Origin of the sequence: Streptomyces sp. GS7, assembly GCF_009834125.1 — a bacterium.
Classification (GTDB): Bacteria; Actinomycetota; Actinomycetes; order Streptomycetales; family Streptomycetaceae; genus Streptomyces.
On the sequence record NZ_CP047146.1, the window covers coordinates 8,909,195 to 8,928,373 of the forward strand.

The window sequence follows — 19,179 nt, forward strand, 5'->3', positions numbered from 1 at the left end:
GTGTTCTTTACCCCGGCGGCCGGGAAACGGCCGGGATCGTGTCGCTCGAAAGGATGACGCCGCCGACGGGGCGGCGGGCAGTGCGCCCGGGACCGGCGCCCCGTCTCCGGGTGCGCTCCGGGTCACACCCGGAGCTCCTGCTCCGGGTCCGCGGCCGGGTCCGCCTTCGGGGTCACCGCCTGGAGGACCAGGACCGAGAGGTCGTCCTCCACGGGTCCGGTGCCGAAGTCGTGGGCGGCTCGGCGCACGTGCTCCGCGAGGGCCTTGGCGCCCAGGCCGAGGCCGTCGCGCAGCACCTCGATCAGCCCGTCGTTGTCGTCCAACTGCCAGTTGCCGCACCGGCGTTCGGTGACCCCGTCGGTGACGCAGAGCAGCGTCTCGCCGGGGGCGAGGGTGAAGGTGCTGGCGTGGTACTCGGTGCCCTCGTCGATGCCCAGGAGCATCTGCGGATCGGAGGCGGGCTCGACGGAGCCGTCGGTGAACAGGTGCAGCGGTGGCGGATGGCCGGCGCTGGCGACCGTGCAGCGGGCCCCGGGGACGCCGGTGTCGACGGCGAGTTCGCCGTACAGCAGGCTCAGGAAGCGGGAGCTGGCCTGCTCGCCGCCGAGCTCCACCGCCTCGGCGCTCTCCTCGGCCATGGCCAGGTTCAACCGCCCGAGGACCGATTCCACCCCGTGGCCCTCACGGGCCAGCAGCCGCACCAGGTGGCGGGCCAGCCCGGTCACCGACATCGCCTCGGGGTCCTTGCCCTGGACGTCCCCCAGGAGGAAGCACCAGCGGCACTCGCCCATCGGGAAGATGTCGTAAAAGTCGCCGCCGACGGTCTGCCCCTCGCCGTGCGGCTCGTAGACGATCGCGGTGTCCACGCCGACGATGCTGGCCAGCGAAGCGGGCAGCTGACGGCGCTGGAGGGCCAGGCTGATGGTGGTCTGGCGGGTGTACTGGCGGGCGGTGTAGACGGCCTGGGCGACCCGGCGCGCGACGTCCTCCACCATCCGTACGACGGTGTCGGTCATCTTGAGCTGGCCCGCCCGGCCGAGCAGCAGCACGCCCTGCTCGGTGCCGCGGGCGACCAGCGGGAAGGCCAGCGCCGAGCCGCCGGAGGGGGCCGCACCGGCGCATTCCGGCCAGGGCCAGGGGGTGCCGGCGGTACGGACGGCGTCGGTGGGCTGGTCGCGTTCCAGATCGGCGCGGAGCGGGGCGATCCGCCGCTCGTCGACGTGCCAGACGCGGGAGAGCTGCATCCGGCCGCCCTCGTCGCTCAGCCAGATCGCGCACCAGTCGGCGAGCCGCGGCACCAGCAGCTGGGCCGCGAGCGCGGTCACCATGTCCTGGTCGAGCTGGCCGGCGAGCAGTTCGCTGGTCTCGGCGAGGAAGGACGGGCCGCCGCGGTCGGCCCACTCGGAGGCGTGGCCGTGCCGGGGGCGCTCATGGCCGCGGGGCGCGCTCACCGGGGTCTCGGCCGCATGCGGACGGGGCCCGGAGGTGACGTGCTCGATCCCGCGCACGCCCTCGGTCGCCTCCAGCCGGAACCACACCGTCTTGGTCGCCTTGCGGTAGGTCACGCCCCAGGACTCGGCGAGCGCGCTGACGAGCTGGAGGCCGTAACCGGGCTCACCGCTGCGGGCGTCGACCCCACCGCGTACGACGCGGGAGGGGTGCCGGTCGGAGACTTCGAGGACGATGCCGACGGTGGCCGGGCCATCGGGCGCGCTCCCGTCGCCCCGCCCCCCTGCGGTGCCCGCGGCGGGCTTTCGCCCGTACTCCAGCCGGCAGGTCACGTCGATCTCGGTCCCGGCGTACATGACGGCGTTGGTGACCAGTTCGCTCACCAGGAGCACGGCCTGGTCGATGAGTTCCTGGCTGATGGCCGCGGCGCCAGGTGCGGCGTCCGGGGCAGCCGCCCGTTCGGTCAGCAGCGTACGGACGAACCGGCGCGCTCCGGCGGCTGCCAGCTGGTTCGCCGGCAGCCCTTTGCGGGACACCGATTCGATGTCCTGAGGAGCCGTGGTGTGTGGGGACAGCGGTGCCACTGCGCCCCCTGGCGTGCTGGGGGAAGGTCCAATTACGAGGCGCTTTATACTATGACATATCTGCCCAATTGGATCAGTTCCGGCCAGCTCGAAGGCTCCTCACAGGCTCTGGATCAGATCGATCTCGACCATGGGGGGATGGTGTGCCATGGCACCCGACCCGACCCGCCCCGGGTCCACTGCTCCCCCGACTCCCCGCCCTGACGGAGAGTGGGTGCGGACGAGCGAGCTGCGCCCCCTGCTCGCGGCCATGCACGCCCTGCGGGACGGCGATTTCACCGCCCAGGTGGAGCGCCCCCAGGACGGCACCCCGACCGACGGCGTGCTCGCCGACATGACCGGCGTCTTCTCCCAGATCGTCGCGCGCAACGCGCATCTGGCCGCCGAGCTCCAGCGCGTACGCCATGAGGTCATCCGGCAGGGCAGGCTGGACGAACGGATCAGCGCGAGCCCCGGCCAGGGCGGCTGGACGACCAATGTCGAGGCGGCCAACACCGTGCTGGAAGCACTGGTGGTCCCGGTCGCCAAGGCCACCCGGGTGCTGGACGCGGTCGCGGACGGCGATCTGACCCGGCATGTCGACCTGCACGACGGCAACCGCCAGCTCCGCGGCGATCTGCGCCGCCTGGGCAGCGGGGTGAACCGCATGGTCGACCAGCTCTCGCTGTTCACCGGCGAGGTCACCCGGGTCGCCCGCGAGGTCGGCACCGAGGGCCGCCTGGGCGGCCGGGCGAAGGTCCAGGGGCTGTCCGGCGACTGGCTGCACGTGACCGAGGCGGTCAACGCCATGGCGTCGCGGCTGACGGCGCAGGTGCGGGACATCGCGGTGGTGACGACGGCGGTGGCCCGCGGCGATCTGACCCAGCAGGTGACGGTCGAGGCCACCGGTGAGCTGCTGGAGCTGAAGCTCACCGTGAACACCATGGTCGACCAGCTGCGGGCGTTCGCCGACGAGGTGACCAGGGTGGCCCGCGAGGTCGGCACCGAGGGGCAGCTCGGCGGTCGGGCGCAGGTCCGGGGCGTGTCCGGGGTCTGGAAGGACCTCACCGACAACGTCAACCTCATGGCGTCCAACCTGACCTGGCAGGTCCGCAACATCGCCCAGGTGACCACCGCGGTGGCCAACGGCGACCTCAGCCAGAAGATCACCGTCGACGCGCAGGGCGAGATCCTGGAGCTGAAGTCGACGATCAACACCATGGTCGACCAGCTCTCCGCCTTCGCCGACGAGGTCACCCGGGTCGCCCGCGAGGTCGGCACGGAAGGCCGGCTGGGCGGCCGGGCGCAGGTCCGGGGCGTGTCCGGGGTCTGGAAGGACCTCACCGAGAGCGTCAACTTCATGGCGGACAACCTGACCTCCCAGGTCCGCAACATCGCCCAGGTCGCCACCGCCGTCGCGGAGGGCGACCTCGGCAAGACGATCACCGTCGAGGCCAAGGGCGAGATCCTGGAGCTGAAGTCGACGATCAACACCATGGTCGACCAGCTCTCCGCCTTCGCCGACGAGGTCACCCGGGTCGCCCGCGAGGTCGGCACCGAGGGCAACCTGGGCGGCCAGGCTCAGGTCCGAGGCGTGTCCGGGGTCTGGAAGGAACTCACCGACAACGTCAACTCCATGGCGCTGAACCTGACCTCCCAGGTCCGCAACATCGCCCAGGTGACCACCGCGGTCGCCAACGGCGACCTGTCCAAGAAGATCGACGTCGACGCCCGCGGCGAGATCCTGGAGCTGAAGGACACCGTGAACACCATGGTCAAGCAGCTGCGGGCGTTCGCGGACGAGGTCACCAGGGTGGCCCGCGAGGTCGGCACCGAGGGCCGGCTGGGCGGGCGCGCCCAGGTCCACGGGGTGTCCGGGGTCTGGAAGAACCTCACCGACAACGTCAACTCCATGGCGGACAACCTGACGTCGCAGGTCCGCAACATCGCCCAGGTGGCCACCGCCGTCGCCCGCGGCGACCTGTCCAAGAAGATCGACGTCGACGCCCGCGGCGAGATCCTGGAGCTGAAGACCACCATCAACACGATGGTCGACACCCTCTCCTCGTTCGCCTCCGAGGTGACCCGGGTGGCGCGCGAGGTGGGCAGCGAGGGCCAGCTGGGCGGCCAGGCCCGGGTCGAGGGCGTCTACGGGACCTGGAAGCAGCTGACCACCAGCGTCAACGAGCTGGCGCTGAACCTGACGACGCAGGTGCGGGCGATCGCCGAGGTCGCCAGCGCGGTCACCCAGGGCGACATGTCCGGGTCGATCACCGTGGACGCCCAGGGCGAGGTCGCCGCCCTGAAGAACAACGTCAACCTGATGGTCGCCAACCTGCGCGAGACCACCCGCGCCAAGGACTGGCTGGAGTCCAACCTGACCCGTATCGCGGGTCTGATGCAGGGCCACCGCGATCTGGTCGAGGTCGCGGACCTGATCCTGCGCGAGCTGACACCGCTGGTGAACGCCCAGTTCGGCGCGTTCTTCCTGGCCGAGGCGGGGGCCGAGCCGGGCGAGGGGCTGGAGCTGATCGCCGGGTACGGGACCGGCCGTCCCGAGGGCCGGCGCGCGCTGCCGCGGCTGCGGATGGGCACCCCCGGCTGGGGCCTGATCACCCAGGCGGCGATGGAGAAGAAGCGCATCCTCGTGGAGGCCGTGCCCTCGGACTACATCACCATCAGCTCCGGGCTCGGCGCGTCGGCCCCGGCCAGCGTCGTCATCCTGCCGGTCCTCTTCGAGGACCAGGTGCTCGGCGTGATCGAGCTGGCCTCCTTCAGCCGCTTCAGCGAGGTGCACCTCGCCTTCATCGACCAGTTCGTGAACACCATCGGCGTCTCCATCAACACCATCATCGCCAACTCCCGTACCGAGTCCCTGCTGTCGGAGTCCCAGCGGCTGACCGCCGAGCTGCGCCAGCGCTCCGACGAACTCCAGCTCACCAACGCCGAGTTGGAGGAGAAGGCCGCACTGCTGGCGACCTCCTCCCAGTACAAGTCCGAGTTCCTGGCGAACATGTCGCACGAGCTGCGCACCCCGCTCAACTCCCTGCTGGTCCTCTCCCGCCTCCTCGCCGACAACCCGGAGGGCCATCTCACCCCGCAGGAGGTGGAGTTCGCCGTCACCATCCACCGCGCCGGCTCCGACCTCCTCCAGCTCATCAACGACATCCTCGACCTGTCCAAGATCGAGGCGGGGCGGATGGACGTCCACCCCAAGGCCCTGCCGCTGAAGAAGCTGCTCGACTACGTCCGCGCGACCTTCCGCCCGCTCACCGTCGACCGCGGCCTCAGCTTCGACGTCAGGGTCGGCGACGACGTCCCCGAAGAACTCTTCTCCGACGAGCAGCGCCTCCAGCAGATTCTGCGCAACCTCCTCTCCAACGCGGTGAAGTTCACCTCCACCGGCGGCGTCGAACTGATCGTGGAACGGGTACCGGGCACCGACTTCGAGGAGGAGTCGCTGCGCACCGCCGACGCCGTGATCGCCATGTCCGTCAAGGACACCGGAATCGGTATCCCCCCGGAGAAACTCGACGGGATCTTCGAGGCGTTCCAGCAGTCCGACGGCACCACCAACCGCAAATACGGCGGCACCGGCCTCGGCCTCTCCATCAGCCGGGACATGGCCGCGCTGCTGGGCGGCCGGATCAAGGCCGAGAGCGAGGTGGACGTCGGATCGACCTTCACGCTCTACGTGCCCGCGCGCTACACCGGGCCGTTCCCGGCGCCCGGCCCGGCGTCCGCGCCCCGCCCGGCGGAGAGCGGCGCACAGCCGGGCGCGGGTGCCGTGGCGGCCGGCGGGGCCGGCGCGGCGGGCGTGACCGGCGGGACGGCCGGGCCGGGCAACGGAACCCTGGGCCGCCCGGTGCTGGCCGAGCAGCTCACCGGCCCGCCACCCGCCCTCACCCCGCGGCGCGGCGACGTCTTCCCCACCCAGGAGAGCCTCGCCCCCCGCACGACCGTCCGGCCCGCCGAGGGCGGCGACGTCACCTGGCCCGAGACCACCCGGCTCAAGGATTGGCTGAGCGGACGCGCCGGGCGCGTCCTGGCCGATCGCCGCATCCTCATCGTCGACGACGACATCCGTAACGTCTTCGCGCTGACGCACGTGCTCGGCCGGGTCGGCATCAGCGTCAAATACGCGGAGAACGGCCGCGAGGGCCTGGAGGTCCTCGACCGGGCACCGGATGTGTCGCTGGTCCTGATGGACATCATGATGCCGGAAATGGACGGCTACGAAATGATCCGGGCCATTCGCCGGACACCCCGGTTCGCCGCCCTCCCCATTGTCGCGCTCACCGCCAAGGCCATGCCGGGCGACCGCGAGAAGGCCATCGAGAGCGGGGCCAACGACTACATCCCGAAACCGGTGGACGTGGACCGGCTGCTGTCGGTGATCTGCGGGCTGCTGGACCCGGCGAACGGCCCGTTCGCGGCTCCCCGGCCGGATTCCGGCGTCTCCGGTACGCCAACGTCCGGGACGGCAAAGGCCGTTACGGCAACGTCCGGGACACCGGGGAACGGGACGACGGGGAACGACCCCGAGACCCCCGCGCCGGACGCCCCCGCGCCGGACGCCCCCGAGGCCGGCTCCGCCGCGCACCCGCCGGAGACCGGCGAGCACCACCCCGAACCGGAATCCCCCTCCCCCTCCCCCTCCTCTGACACCGCCGCCGCACCCGACGACGGGGGAACGGCAGGGCAGTAGCAATGACACCACCGCAGGAGACAGCCAGCATTCTCATCGTCGACGACATGGAGGAAAACCTGGTCGCCCTCGAAGCCGTACTGGGCTCCCTCGCCCAGAAAGTCGTCCGCGCCCGCTCCGGCGAGGAAGCGCTCAAGGCCATGCTCCGCGAGGAGTTCGCGGTCGTGCTCATCGACGTGCTGATGCCGGGCATGAACGGATTCGAGACGGCGGCCAACATCAAGGGCCTGGATCAGACGAAGGACGTCCCCATCATCCTGCTCACCGGCGCCTCCGTGGACCCCAACTACGCCTACCGCGGCTATACGGTCGGCGCCGCCGATTTCCTCATCAAACCCTTCGACCCCTGGCTGCTGCGCACCAAGGTCAACGTCTTCCTCGAACTGCACCGCAAGAACCGCCAACTCGCCGCCCAGGCCGATCAGTTGAAGCGCCTGCTGACGGCGTCCGGGGCACGCGCCGCAGAGCCGGCCGAGTCCGGGCTGCCACCCACGGCGTCCCCCGCACCACCGCAGGAGCCCGCCCCGCCGGACGCCGCCCCGCTGCCGTCCCCTCCCGCCGACCAGGACGAATCCGCCCGCCTCGCCGAGATCGCCAGCCAGCTCGCCCAGATCGAACTCCTGCTGCGCGACGCGAAGGACGCCGAGCAGGCCGGCCTGGCCGACCGCATCACGGCCCTGGAGCAGGGGGTGAGCCGGCTGCTGGTGGGCCGCGGCCCGTAACGGCGGCGCCACGGCCGCCGGACCGGGCCGGTACCGCGGCGGTACCGCGGCGGAGGAACAGTTCGGCGAAACGGTTCGGCGGGGTCAGGACCCGATGAGGGCCAGCTCCGGGTCCTCCCGGAGCTTGGCCAGCGCGCGGGAGACGGCGCTCTTGACCGTGCCGACCGAGACCTCCATGACCTCGGCGGTCTGGGCCTCGCTGAGGTCCTCGTAATACCTCAGGACGACCATCGCCCGCTGCCGGGCGGGCAGCCGCATCACCGCACGCCACATCGCGTCCCGCAGCCCCTGGAGCTCGGCCGGATCGGGCGCCGGCGTCGGGTCCGGCTCCGGCAGCTCGTCGCAGGCGAACTCCTCCACCTTGCGCTTGCGCCACTGGGAGGTGCGGGTGTTGATCAGCGCACGGCGGACATAGCCGTCCAGCGCGCGGTGGTCCTCGATGCGCTCCCAGGCCACGAAGGTCTTGGTGAGCGCGGTCTGGAGCAGGTCCTCCGCATCGTTCGGGTTCGAGGACAGGGACCGCGCGGCGCGCAGCAGAACCGGTCCCCGGGCCCGTACGTAGGAGGCGAACGACGGGAACACAGCGGGGGTCGAGGCGCTGGTGCACACAGACGTGGTCATGGGCTCAACGCTAGAAGCGAAGGCGGTCCGGATGGATCGGCCCAGGGTGCCGAAGCGGCGTCCCTCTCAAGTCGTACGCGCGGGGCCCGCCTCACCTCCTCAGGGGGGAGCGGAGGCGTCGTCCCCCTAGGGCCTGTCCGCCCCTGACCCGTCGGAAAGGCCCCGGGGAGCGCCGAGGGTACGGACGGCCCGGCGGGGAGGCCGCGACCGGACCACCATGATCGTCCACGGCGGGGGACGGCGGCCGCCCGCACTACGCCCGGCCCAGGACCAGCCCCGAGGTGGGGACACCCGTACCGGCCGTGACCAGGGCGTGGGCGGGGGTCCCGGCCTGGTTCACGCTGGTGCCGCGGAGCTGGCGCACCGCCTCGGCGATGCCGTTCATCCCGTGCAGGTACGCCTCGCCGAGCTGGCCGCCGTGGGTGTTGAGGGGGAGGCTGTCGGCGGCCACGAAACCGGCCGCCTCCCCGGGGCCGCAGAAGCCGAACTCCTCCAGCTGCATCAGCACGAACGGGGTGAAGTGGTCGTAGAGGACGGCGACGTCGATGTCGGCGGGGGTGAGCCCGGACGTGCGCCAGAGCTGGCGGGCGACGACGTTCATCTCGGGCAGGCCGGTCAGGTCGTCGCGGTAGAAGCTGGTCATCTGCTCCTGGGCGCGGCCGGCCCCCTGCGCCGCCGCCGTGATCAGCGCGGGCGGGTGCGGGAGGTCGCGGGCCCGCTCCACGGACGTCACCACGATCGCCTGCGCGCCGTCCGTCTCCTGGCAGCAGTCCAGCAGGCGCAGCGGCTCGACGATCCATCGGGAGGCGGCGTGGTCGGCGAGGGTGATGGGCTTCCCGTAGAAGTACGCGGCCGGGTTGCGGGCGGCGTGGCGGCGGTCGGTAACCGCGACATGGCCGAAGGCGTCCGGGGTCAGGCCGTAGGTGTGCAGATAGCGCCGGGCGGCCATGGCCACCCAGGAGGCGGGGGTGAGCAGTCCGAAGGGGAGGTTCCAGCCGAGCGCGGTGCCCTCGGCGGACGGTTCGCGCTGCTGGACGCCGGAGCCGAAGCGGCGGCCGGAGCGCTCGTTGAAGGCGCGGTAGCAGACCACGACCTCGGCGAGCCCGGTGGCGACCGCCAGGGCCGCCTGGAGGACGGTGGCACAGGCCGCACCGCCTCCGTAGTGGACGCGGGAGAAGAACGACAGCTCACCCATGCCGGCCGCCTGGGCGACCGTGATCTCCGGGTTGGTGTCCATGGTGAAGGTGACCAGGCCGTCGGCGTCGGCCGGGGTCAGCCCGGCGTCGTCGAGGGCGGCGTGCACGGCCTCGACGGCGAGCTTGAGCTCGCTGCGGCCGGAGTCCTTGGAGAACTCCGTCGCGCCGATGCCGGCGATGGCGGCCCGGCCGCCGAGCGCGTCGGGGCGGTGGAGGGTCATCGGGTGGCCGCCCGGCCCTCGGCGGCGGGGACGGTGACGACGACGGTGCCGGTGACGTGGTGGCCGAGGCCGTTGGCGCCGATGACCCGCACGTGGGCCGTGTCGCCGTCGACGGCGGTGACCGTACCGCGCAACACCATGGTGTCTCCCGGGTAGTTGGGCGCGCCGAGCCGGATGGCGACCTTGCGCAGGACGGACCGGGGGCCGAAGTGGTCGGTGATGTAGCGGCCGACCAGCCCGTTGGTGGTGAGGATGTTCATGAAGATGTCCGGGGAGCCCTTCTCCCTGGCCGCCTCGGCGTCGTGGTGCACGTCCTGGTAGTCCCGTGAGGCGATGGCCCCGGAGACGATCAGGGTGCGGGTGATGGGGAGCGTCAGGGGCGGCAGCTCGTCGCCCGGGGCGGCGACGGGCACGGCCGGGTCATCGCTCGCAGGAAGGCTCACGCCCGTTCCTCCTTCGTCGGCAACTCGCCCAGATCTTCGAGGAGTTCGGCCCCCGGCCCGAGGTACGCGGTCAGCCGCTCCTCCGTGGGCGTGACGTCCATCAGCCCTCGCCTCCCCCGGCGCTCCCCCCGGGCGGGTCCGCCCGGAACACCGGCAGCTCCCACTCCCCGTCCACCGTCAGGAACGCGAGCCGCACGGGCATCCCGACGCGCACCTCGTCGCAGGGCACCCCGACGACGTTGCTGACCATCCGCACGCCCTCCGCCAGCTCGATCAGCCCCACCGCGTACGGCCCCGCCGCGTCAGCGGCACCATCAGGTTCCGCGAAGGCGGGGAAGGGCGGATGGTGCATCACCACGTACGAGTAGACGGTGCCGGTGCCGCACGCCTCGACCGTGTCCCACTCCGCCGCGCCGCAGGCGTTGCACCCGGGCAGCCAGGGGAACCGCAGCACCCCGCAGCCGCCGCAGCGCTGGATCAGCAGCCTGCCGGCGGCGACCCCGTCCCAGAACCCGGCGTTGTCCCGGTTGACGACCGGCCGCGGACGCTTCCCCTTGGACGGCCCGCCCCGGCCGCCCCCGGGCGCCGCCCCGGACCCCTCGGCAGGCTGCGTACGCCGCGCCGCCGGGGCGTACTTGAGGATGCGGAAGCGGTGCGTCCCGGCCGGTTCGCCGTTCGCGAGCACGTCCATCCGGGTCGTGACGAAGTAGCCGGTGCCCAGCTTCGTGGTCTTGCGCCCCGAGACCGACTCGATCACCGCGTCGAAGGTGATCGCGTCCCCGGGGCGCAGCGGACGGAGGTACTCCTGCTCGCAGTCGGTGGCGACGATCGAGGTGCAGCCGGCACCGTCGAGCAGCGCGAACAGCTCGTCGTGCGCCGTGTTGCGCCCCTGGTGCCCGGAGAGCCCGCCCATCGTCCACGCCTGGAGCATGGTCGGCGGGGCGACGGCGCCGGGCCCACGGTAGGCGGGGTGGGCGTCCCCCATCGCCTCGCACCAGTGGCGGATCATCGGCTCGTTGACGGGGTCCCGGCCCGCTCCGGAGGCGGCGGCGCCCCGGCCCTCGTAGGACTTCAGCCGCTTCTCGAAGGCGGCCCGCTCCTGCGCGGCCACCCGGGCCGCCCCGTCCCCCGCACCCGCCTCGTCCACCGTACGCGTCTCCTCCGTCACCGACGCCCCCTCCGCATCCCCAGTCGCATCGTGGCCACGATCTCCCGCTGGACCTCGCTCACTCCGCCCCCCAAGGTGTCGATCTGCACCGCGCGGTTCATCCGCTCCGACTCGCCACCCTCATAGGCGCTTGGGGGAGCCGGTCGGCGCCGATCCGGCGCAGTACCGCACCCTGCGCCGCGGGGTCCTCTGCCGGCCCCTCCGGCATCAACCGCCGGAAGTGCGCACGGAGTTCGGCGCGCAACCGCTGCCGGCGCGGGGTGGGGACGAGGTGCACGACGGCGGGCCTCCCCTTCTGGTGGCGGCCGTGCGCCAGAGGCGCTGACACACCCCTGCGGCCCTCGGGGCCTCCCGGTGGCCCATGGGGACCGTCCGGGCGCACGAACGAGCGAGCGGGTTTCTGACTGTCCGTCAGAAACCCGCTCGCTGTCAAGGTACGCGCGGCGAACCCCAGAGCAGCCCACCGTCCGCACACGCCGTACCCCGCATCACCCCCCGGTCAGCCGCCGCACCGCGGCGCGGCGGGCCGGGGTCACCAGATCCGGTCGAAGTCGATGTCACGGTTGCCGACCCTGTCACCCTGGTCGATGACCGTGACGCCGGAACCGTTCACGCTGGCGGTGTTGTTCCGGTTGGACGCCCCGGGACCGTTGGCCACCTGCTGACCGGTCGTGGAGTTGCCGTCGTTGTCGTGACCGACACCGGTCCCCACCTGGTTCGTGACGGCCGCGCTCGACCCGTTGTTCGCAAAGCCACCGTTGTCGGCCTGCGCCACACCGGTGCAGAGCGCGGCAGCGAAAGGCAACGCGAGGGCGACAGCGATGACACGGGCGGTACGGGTGCTTGCCATGTCTCTTCCTCCCAAGGAACGCAATCTCTGGCTCTGAACTGCTGCTTCGAACTGCCACTTCACTGCTGCGTCCGAACTACCGCTCCTGGTGACGGGATCCGGCCGCCGGACCGTGCACCGGAACCCGGATCCAGCCTCCCGGATCCCGCCCCGAACACGAACCACGGCCGACCCCTGTAGCCCGAACTCCGTTTGCGCACCGGGTAGTTGGCCGACCACCGCGGCACCTGCCTCGACGTCGCGACCTCAGAATTGCCCACCGAATCCCCGGCGAACCCACCGGCAACGGGCGATTCCCTCGCAAGCATGAGGAACCCCGGGTAAACCCCGACGCCCCCACTTACACCCTCTGGATGCCCCCACGACCCACTACCGGCCGCCCACCCCAAGGGAACAGCACGCCCCCGGCTCCCCGACCCCCGGCGCACTCCCCGATCACCTCGCACGCCCTCCGATTCCCCCTTCCCTTCATCGAACATTCGTACGAAAATGGATCTATGGCCATGCCCCGACGCCATACCGCACCGAGCACCGGAACACCGGCCGCGGCCGAGGTCCCGGAAGACCTCCCCGCCGACCTCGGCCCCTCCCCTGGTGACACCCCCGCCCCTGGGTCGGCGGACGCACACCACACCGCCCTCGCGCACGCCCTCATGGCCGCCGAGCGCGGCTACGCCGTCATCCCCCTGACCCGCACCAAGCTCCCCGCCATCCGGTCCCCGCACCGCGACGGCCACGACCGGCCCGGCACCCCGCCCTGCCGCGGCGCCTGCGGCCGGCTCGGGCACGGCGTGCACGACGCGAGCATTGATCCGCTCACCGTCCGCCGCATGTTCGCCGCCGCCCCCTGGGCGACCGGCTACGGCATCGCCTGCGGCCGGCCCCCGCACCACCTCATCGGCGTCGACCTCGACACCAAGAACGGCGCCGACGGCCTCACCGCCCTCCATTTCGTCGCCGAGGCGCACGCCTTCCCGCTCCCGCCGACCGTCACCGTCCTCACCCCGAGCGGCGGCCGGCACCTCTGGTTCACCGGCCCGCCGGTGCCGCCCGTCGGCAACTCCGCCGGGCGGCTCGCCCCCGGCATCGACATCCGCGGCACCGGCGGCTACCTGGTCGGGCCCGGCTCGCTGACCACCCGCGGGCGGTATGTGCTCGCGCCGGGGACACCGCGCCGCCCCGCCCCCGTACCGCGGGCGCTGCTCGCCCTGCTCACGCCCCCGCCCGGCGCCACCCGCCGCACACCCCCGCGCTCCGGCCCGTACGCGGACCCCGGCTCCGGCCCGCAGCAGGCCGCCGCCCTCGTACGCTTCGTCCGCGCCTCCCCCCGGGGGCAGCGCAACGCCCGCCTCTTCTGGGCCGCCTGCCGCGCCTGGGAGTCCGGACTCGGCCCCGAACTCGCCGAACGGCTGCTCGCGGCGGCCCGTCACACCGGACTGCCGGACGACGAGGCCCGCGCAACCCTCGCGTCGGCGGCACGGCACTAGGTGTGCTGTCCGGGGACGTCAGCGATGTGCGTGCGCTCTCCGCCCTACGGCCCTACGCCGCCGGCTTCCGCGCCTCGATCAGAAACCGCGTCGTATGCGCCACGAAGGCGCCCTCGCGCCGGATCAGGGCGTCCAACTCCCGCAGCCGGTCGCGGTAGTGGTCGACCGCGAAGCCCGGCACCATCCACACCACCTTCCGCAGGAAATACACGACCGCCCCGATGTCGAAGAACTCGGTCCGCAGCGACTCCGCCCGCACATCGACCACGTCCAGCCCCGCCGCCCGTGCATCCCGTCGCGCACTGTCGGGGTGACGGGCCCGGCGCACCTCTTCCGGCTGCGGCCCCAGGAAGTACTCCACCAGCTCGAACACGCTGGCCGGGCCGACCTGTTGGGAGAAGTACGTACCGCCCGGCCGCAGCACTCGGGCGATCTCGTCCCACCACACGGTCACCGGATGGCGGCTGGCCACCAGATCGAACGCCGCGTCCCCGAACGGCAGCGGCGGCTCGTCCTCATCGGCCACCACCACCGCGCCCAGCGGATGCAGCAAGGCCGTCGCCCTGGCGATATTCGGCGGCCAGGACTCCGTGGCCGCCATCACCCGCGGGAACGCGCCCGCCCCGGCGAGCACCTCCCCGCCCCCGGTCTGGATGTCGAGCGCGGCGGACGCCCGCGCCAGCCGCTCCCCGAGCTGCCGCTGATAACCCCACGAAGGCCGCTGCTCCGTGGCCCGCCCGGCCAGCCAGGAAAAGTCCCAGCCCGCCACCGAGACCGCGTCGGCCTCCGCCACCAATTCCTCGAACGATCGCGCCATACCCGTACGATCCCCCGCAGAACGACCCCACCGCCAGCGAATTGCGCGGCGCGCGTTCCGGTCGGGACATCAGCCGCCGCTCAGGCCGACTCCACCGAAGGCTCCGGCTCCCCTCGGAACTCCGGCTCCCCCGAGAACTCCGGTTCCACCGGGAGTGAAAGCTCCGGCCGGTCCCAGGCCACCGCCGGCGGATACGCCGGCACCGTCCCGATACGCCGCGCCCCCACACTCCGGTAGAAGCCCTCGGCCGGCGGATGCGAAACGATCCGCACCCGGCCGGCACCGGCCCGCCGCGCCTCGCCCCGCAGATGCTCGATCAGCAGCCGGCCGATTCCCAGCCCCTGCGCCCGGTCCGCCACGAACAGCAGATCCAGCTCCGCGGGCCCGACCGGATCCACCATCAGCGCATAGAAACCGAGCACCTCGCCGTCGCCGCGCTCGCCCCCGGCAGCCACGAAGACCCGGTGCGCGGAGATGTAGTCGGGCCCCACCCGATACCCGTCCACCATTGCCGCATAAGGCCCCTCGTACGCCCCCGACGTACGCACCATCCGCGTCAGCCGCCCGGCGTCCCGCTCCTCGGCCCGCCGTATGACGACGGCGCCGCCCCGGGCCCCGCCCCGTATCCCGGACCTCCGCGTACCCATTGCCAGCACTTCCCGTCCTGTGCACCACATCGTCGGCGCAGCGCCTTCCGCCGCCCGACCGCCCGCCCCGTACCTCACCCCGGGCGCTGCCGTTCCCCCACGGTATCGCCCGGCAATTCCCGCACCACGCCGAGATCCCGGGGGCAGCGAACCCGGGGAGCAGCGACCACGTAGAGAGGGGAGAGAGGCAGGAAACCCAGAGAAGGAAGAGCGACAGGGAGCCCGGAGAAGAAGGGAGGGGCAGAGAACCCCGGAGCGAACCCCGCCGCCACACGCGCACCCGCCCACCCGCCACCCTCCCGAGATTCGAACGGGTGAGCGGTATCCTTCGATCGTGGCTGACAAGCAGAAGACCCATGACTTCCCCCAGGACCTGCGGGAAGCCCAGTTGGAGCTGCACCAGGTCCAGGCCGCGCTCGCCGCCCTCTACAAGCGGCTGCCGTGGTCGGTCGTACCGCTGCCCGGCTGGACCCACACCAAGGACAACGGTCGTTTCCACGAGACCGAGCGAGCCGATTCCCCCGGCTGGAACGACGAGGAGCGGGCCGAGGTCGACGCGCTGCGCGCCCGCCAACTCGACCTGTCGGAACGCGTGGTCACCCACGACTTCTGGACCACCTGCGACGACGCCCCCAACGCCCGCGCCGCCCTCAAGCACCTCCACGACGCCGACGCGCCCGCACCCCAGGAGCAGCAGGGGCAGTAGAAGCAGTAGAAGCAGTAGGGCAGCAGGAACAGGGCACCCTTCGTGGCATTCGTCATCCTGCGCACCGAGTCCGCAGTGCGAGTCGGCTGGATTCCGTACTTCGTCGGCTGGGTGCCCTCGCTCTGCATGGCGGCATGGTGCGCGGTGCGACGCAGGTCGCCTGGTGCCGGAGGGGGCTTCGCCTTCGCCCTCCTCGCGCTCTTCGGGCTGCTGTCCTGGTTGGCTCATGGATGAGGCGAACCACGGGCCCGCGTTGCTTCGTGCGCGCGATCTGACCAAGGACTTCCGGGGCCGTCGCGTGCTCTCCGGAGTCTCCCTGGAACTGCTCCCGGGCACGGTGACCGGCTTTCTGGGTGCGAACGGGGCGGGTAGGACCACGGCCATCCGCATGATGCTCGGGTTGTCGCCGGGGCCGGTGAAACCCTCTTCATGGGGCGGCCGTTGGCCGCTTGGCGCGGCCCCGCGCGGGTTGTCGGAGCGGCCCTGGGGGGAGTTTCCGGACATCCCAGACACGCGGTGCGGGCGCATCTTCGCAGGTGGCTGCTGGCATCGGCGTTCCGGACGGGCGGGTGGACGAGGTGCTGGAGCGGGTCGGGATGCGGGACGCGGGAACACTGCTTCTCGGGCGGCTGTCGCTGGGAACGGCACAGCGCATCGGCATCGCACAGGCACTGCTCGGAGACCCGCGCATGCTGATCCTCGGCGAACCCGCCAACGGACTCGACCCGCACTCCGTTCACTGGCTCCGGAACCTTCTCCGCACATTCGCCGGCGAGGGGCGGGCTGTGCTCCTGTCCAGTCATCAGCTTGCGGAACCGGGTCAGCTGGTCGACGGCCTCGTCGTACTTGCCCGCGGACAAGTGGTGGCCAGAAAAGCCATCGGGGATCTTGCCGGTACCGTTCACGACAGGGTCACGCTCCAAAGTCCGGCCCTTGAACGTCTACGACCCCTGGTGGAAGAAAAGGGTGGCGTGCTCCACGTCGCCTCGGAGGGGAATGCGAGCGTCATCGGACTGACCCGGTTCCCGGTCGGGGATCTCGCGGCTGAACACTCCGTCCCCCTCCACTGGCTGGTGGCGGATCCGCCCTCGCTGGAGGATTTCTATCTGTCCGTCGCCGAGCAGGAGTTCAAGGCGCAATGAGGACCGACGAGTCCGCCGGTACAGCCGACGTCCGGGAACCCGCAGTCCCGGAAACCAGATACCTGGTGTCGGCGACGTATCGAGTTGGCTCCCGTTCGCGGCAGCTCGGGCTGCGATGAGCGGCACTGCGGGCGTCGACGGTTTCACCATGGCGTTGATCGGAAGCGATCTGACACCCGGAGTCGCCCTGGGGTGTTCGGGGCGTACGCCGCCGCCGTCGCGTGGTGCGGGTGGCTGGTGTACCGGCGCCGAGAGGCCCCGTGAAGCACCTGCCGTTCCAGCCCACTTGACGGCAACACTGACGGCGACGGCGACGGCGACGGTGACGGTGACGGCGACGACGGCAACGGCCCCCGACCAGCCGTTCCCTGGTCAGGGGCCTTTTCGCTGCGCTGAACCGCGGAGCCTGTGGGACGGGAACCCACGATGGCGTTACCGCCACGAGAGGTTGCGGGAGGAGGGAGGTCCCCCGGGGCGGTATCGCATCTAGCGGGCGAACAGATCCCGTAGCGAGCCGGAGGTGCGGGGCGAGCAGGTGTTCTCCAGGCAGCCGAGGTGCCACATGTGCTCAAGCGTGGCGAGCACGGTGTAGTGGTCGGCGGGAACGTTGGAGTCCTTGTGCGGGCCGCCGTGGGAGTTGATCACGATCAGCGGCGCGTCCCCGCCGCCGAGCACGGCACCCTTCGCCCCCACCGGGCTGCCCGGCCCTCCGGAGTAGCCGGAGTAGTCGTTCTCGTCCCAGTTGATGACGATGCTGGAGTTACTCGACTTCCACGTGGGGGAGTTCATGATCTTGGTGACCGTGTCGCGGAGGAACCGGTCACCGAGCCGGATCGCCCCATGGTCGAGGCCGGAACTGGGGGTGCCGCAGTCAGGGAGGCCGACGATCGCCGCGGCGCTCGGGGATATCCCGTGCATGTCGTGGCACTGGTCGGGGCTGATCCAGGAGAAGTCCGGAACCGTGCCCGAGGCCAGGTCCGCGTCGAAGTTCTTCTCCAACGGCACGACCCGCTTCAGCCGGGGGTTGCCCGGAGAGTTGACGTCCGAGAAGTACATGAACGGGTTGTGCTTCTGCGCGTACAGCTTCACCGTGGTGCCGTTGACGTTGCCCGGCGCGTACTCGCCCTCGAAGCCCGCCTGCGGCATGGACTGCATGTACGCCTTCCACGTCCGCCCCTTCGCCTCCAGCTGGTCGACGAGGTTGCGGCCGGAGAACATGTGCGGCGTCTTGCTCGCGCTGGCCACCTGGGCGGGCGTCAGCGAAGCGGTGTCGGTCGCGTCGCCCGAACCCGGGACGAACTCCTCCGGGGAACAGGTCACCGCCGCTCCCGCCTTGCAGTCGTCCCAGATGCCCTGGAACGACCCGGAGAAGGCGGACAGGTAGTTGGGCAGGCTGGGGTGGGTGACCCCATGAAAGTTCGACGCAGTGTTGTATTTATTGGCGAGCTGGTTGATATAGGGCGCATCGGCGTTATTGCCGATGATCTGGGACTTCCCGTGATTCTCCATCATGATGTAGAAGACGTGCTGTGGCACGCTCTCACCCTGCCGCGGCTCAGCGGGCGACGCGGCGGCCACCCCCATGAAGGCGCCCCCCATCACCAGCGCCGCCGCGGCAGCACCCGCCGTGGTCTGCTTCCAACCGAAGGCCGTCTTGCGCATGCTCCACACTCCAGTCGCCGAACGTTGTCGGCAGGCAGATTGGCAGCACGCGCCGAACCGTTCGAGACACGCCCCGTGAACACTGGGCGAAGCACACACGAACAGGGTCCGAAACCAGTGGACACGTCGCTGGGCCGGCGCGTCTGCCCCGGGGGCGCCGCAGCCGGCCCCGCCGACCGCCCTGACACGCCAGTGCGCCGACTCACCCGATGACCGGTCCGGGTGATGGACCGTCAAGAAGCCCACCGCCTCACCGCGCTGAGATGTCAGAGGGACCCGCGAATCTCATCCGCCGATTCAACTCGGAGTCTGCTTCCCTCAGTTGCCTGACTTCCTCGCGTTCGACGTGCTCAACCGGTCACCCGCTCACCCCTGTCGGCCAGTTGCGAGCGGTAGACGCCCGCAACCGGCCGACCGCTGTCACGGCGCGACATCCCCACCCTGGCGCGGCTCGAACACGGCTGGTCCCCTCCACAACGGGCCGGAACCGTGGAGCCGCAGTCCCGACCGGCGCAGGGCGTGAGAGGCCCACAACCGCACGAAGGAAACGACACAAAGGTGACCCCGCCAGGCGCGCACCCGGCGGTTTGACCGCCAAAAAACGAAGGCCCCTGACCGATCTTCCTGGTCAGGGGCCGTTTCGCTGCACTGAGCTGCGGAGGCTGTGGGATTTGAACCCACGGTGACGTTGCCGCCACGACAGTTTTCAAGACTGTTCCCTTAGGCCGCTCGGGCAAGCCTCCCCGCGGCACCGGAGTGCGGTGTCGCGGGGTTCAG

At 71.4% G+C, this 19,179-nt stretch carries 15 protein-coding genes, 1 tRNA gene and 1 pseudogene; 6 read left to right on the forward strand and 11 right to left on the reverse strand.

Going from position 1 to position 19,179, the window contains the following annotated elements; all coding sequences use genetic code 11:
* Window positions 1-122: 122 nt before the first annotated feature.
* Entirely contained in the window at window positions 123-2,033 is a 1,911-nt protein-coding gene (locus GR130_RS38905; protein WP_159509336.1) for a SpoIIE family protein phosphatase, read from the reverse strand.
* Between the two features lie 148 nt (window positions 2,034-2,181).
* On the opposite strand from GR130_RS38905, the gene GR130_RS38910 reads away from it, so the two are divergent.
* Both GR130_RS38910 and GR130_RS38915 read left to right on the forward strand, forming a co-directional pair.
* Entirely contained in the window at window positions 2,182-6,720 is a 4,539-nt protein-coding gene (locus tag GR130_RS38910; RefSeq protein WP_236573872.1) for a HAMP domain-containing protein, read from the forward strand.
* 2 nt (window positions 6,721-6,722) lie between these two features.
* The gene (locus GR130_RS38915; protein WP_159509338.1) at window positions 6,723-7,442 is read left to right on the forward strand and encodes a response regulator; all 720 of its coding nucleotides are present in this window, start codon (window positions 6,723-6,725) and stop codon (window positions 7,440-7,442) included.
* 84 nt (window positions 7,443-7,526) lie between these two features.
* Here the strand turns inward: GR130_RS38915 and GR130_RS38920 are convergent, their stop codons facing one another.
* The 6 genes and pseudogenes from GR130_RS38920 to GR130_RS38940 form a co-directional block, all read right to left on the reverse strand.
* The gene (locus GR130_RS38920; RefSeq protein ID WP_159509340.1) at window positions 7,527-8,063 is read right to left on the reverse strand and encodes a SigE family RNA polymerase sigma factor; all 537 of its coding nucleotides are present in this window, start codon (window positions 8,061-8,063) and stop codon (window positions 7,527-7,529) included.
* 253 nt (window positions 8,064-8,316) lie between these two features.
* Window positions 8,317-9,480 (reverse strand): lipid-transfer protein, encoded by a 1,164-nt coding sequence (locus GR130_RS38925; protein ID WP_159509342.1) that lies wholly within the window; start codon window positions 9,478-9,480, stop codon window positions 8,317-8,319.
* Entirely contained in the window at window positions 9,477-9,923 is a 447-nt protein-coding gene (locus tag GR130_RS38930; RefSeq protein WP_328707586.1) for a MaoC family dehydratase, read from the reverse strand. Before GR130_RS38930 ends, GR130_RS38925 begins: the two co-directional genes overlap by 4 nt.
* Before the next feature lie 100 nt (window positions 9,924-10,023).
* On the reverse strand, window positions 10,024-11,034 hold the full coding sequence (locus tag GR130_RS38935) for a bifunctional MaoC family dehydratase N-terminal/OB-fold nucleic acid binding domain-containing protein (protein WP_159510518.1): 1,011 nt from the start codon (window positions 11,032-11,034) through the stop codon (window positions 10,024-10,026).
* A gap of 53 nt (window positions 11,035-11,087) precedes the next feature.
* Window positions 11,088-11,219 (reverse strand): annotated as a pseudogene (locus tag GR130_RS41225) (acyl-CoA dehydrogenase); the annotation flags it as partial.
* A 404-nt stretch (window positions 11,220-11,623) separates the two neighbouring features.
* Window positions 11,624-11,941, reverse strand: coding sequence for a hypothetical protein (locus GR130_RS38940; RefSeq protein ID WP_159509344.1), 318 nt, complete (start codon window positions 11,939-11,941; stop codon window positions 11,624-11,626).
* A 653-nt stretch (window positions 11,942-12,594) separates the two neighbouring features.
* Between GR130_RS38940 and GR130_RS38945 the strand changes: the two genes are divergently transcribed.
* Window positions 12,595-13,428, forward strand: coding sequence for a bifunctional DNA primase/polymerase (locus GR130_RS38945; protein ID WP_236574084.1), 834 nt, complete (start codon window positions 12,595-12,597; stop codon window positions 13,426-13,428).
* A 52-nt stretch (window positions 13,429-13,480) separates the two neighbouring features.
* Here the strand turns inward: GR130_RS38945 and GR130_RS38950 are convergent, their stop codons facing one another.
* The gene (locus GR130_RS38950) at window positions 13,481-14,245 is read right to left on the reverse strand and encodes a methyltransferase domain-containing protein (protein ID WP_159509348.1); all 765 of its coding nucleotides are present in this window, start codon (window positions 14,243-14,245) and stop codon (window positions 13,481-13,483) included.
* Between the two features lie 80 nt (window positions 14,246-14,325).
* Window positions 14,326-14,892, reverse strand: a complete 567-nt coding sequence (locus GR130_RS38955) for a GNAT family N-acetyltransferase (protein ID WP_159509350.1) — start codon at window positions 14,890-14,892, stop codon at window positions 14,326-14,328.
* Window positions 14,893-15,226: 334 nt separating this feature from the next.
* Between GR130_RS38955 and GR130_RS38960 the strand changes: the two genes are divergently transcribed.
* The 3 genes from GR130_RS38960 (at window position 15,227) to GR130_RS38970 (ending at window position 16,740) form a co-directional block, all read left to right on the forward strand.
* Window positions 15,227-15,598 (forward strand): hypothetical protein, encoded by a 372-nt coding sequence (locus GR130_RS38960; protein WP_159509352.1) that lies wholly within the window; start codon window positions 15,227-15,229, stop codon window positions 15,596-15,598.
* Between the two features lie 42 nt (window positions 15,599-15,640).
* Window positions 15,641-15,832 carry a hypothetical protein gene (locus tag GR130_RS38965; protein WP_159509354.1) on the forward strand — a complete coding sequence of 64 codons (192 nt, stop codon included), beginning with the start codon at window positions 15,641-15,643 and terminating at the stop codon, window positions 15,830-15,832.
* A gap of 302 nt (window positions 15,833-16,134) precedes the next feature.
* The gene (locus tag GR130_RS38970; RefSeq protein ID WP_159509356.1) at window positions 16,135-16,740 is read left to right on the forward strand and encodes an ATP-binding cassette domain-containing protein; all 606 of its coding nucleotides are present in this window, start codon (window positions 16,135-16,137) and stop codon (window positions 16,738-16,740) included.
* Window positions 16,741-17,226: 486 nt separating this feature from the next.
* Here GR130_RS38970 and GR130_RS38975 read toward each other — a convergent pair whose 3' ends face one another.
* Together GR130_RS38975 and GR130_RS38980 are read right to left on the reverse strand one after the other, a co-directional pair.
* Window positions 17,227-18,402: an alkaline phosphatase family protein gene (locus GR130_RS38975; protein WP_159509358.1), complete on the reverse strand. Its 1,176-nt coding sequence runs from the start codon at window positions 18,400-18,402 to the stop codon at window positions 17,227-17,229.
* 656 nt (window positions 18,403-19,058) lie between these two features.
* Window positions 19,059-19,145: transfer RNA gene (locus GR130_RS38980), tRNA-Ser, on the reverse strand.
* Window positions 19,146-19,179: the final 34 nt, after the last annotated feature.

Coding starts and splice junctions, on each gene's coding strand:
- GR130_RS38940 (WP_159509344.1), bottom strand. CDS start 11,941: ATGGCAAGCACCCGTACCGCCCGTGTCATCGCTGTCGCCCTCGCGTTG.
- GR130_RS38955 (WP_159509350.1), bottom strand. CDS start 14,892: ATGGGTACGCGGAGGTCCGGGATACGGGGCGGGGCCCGGGGCGGCGCC.
- GR130_RS38945 (WP_236574084.1), top strand. CDS start 12,595: ATGGCCGCCGAGCGCGGCTACGCCGTCATCCCCCTGACCCGCACCAAG.
- GR130_RS38915 (WP_159509338.1), top strand. CDS start 6,723: ATGACACCACCGCAGGAGACAGCCAGCATTCTCATCGTCGACGACATG.
- GR130_RS38910 (WP_236573872.1), top strand. CDS start 2,182: ATGGCACCCGACCCGACCCGCCCCGGGTCCACTGCTCCCCCGACTCCC.
- GR130_RS38920 (WP_159509340.1), bottom strand. CDS start 8,063: ATGACCACGTCTGTGTGCACCAGCGCCTCGACCCCCGCTGTGTTCCCG.
- GR130_RS38925 (WP_159509342.1), bottom strand. CDS start 9,480: ATGACCCTCCACCGCCCCGACGCGCTCGGCGGCCGGGCCGCCATCGCC.
- GR130_RS38950 (WP_159509348.1), bottom strand. CDS start 14,245: ATGGCGCGATCGTTCGAGGAATTGGTGGCGGAGGCCGACGCGGTCTCG.
- GR130_RS38975 (WP_159509358.1), bottom strand. CDS start 18,402: ATGCGCAAGACGGCCTTCGGTTGGAAGCAGACCACGGCGGGTGCTGCC.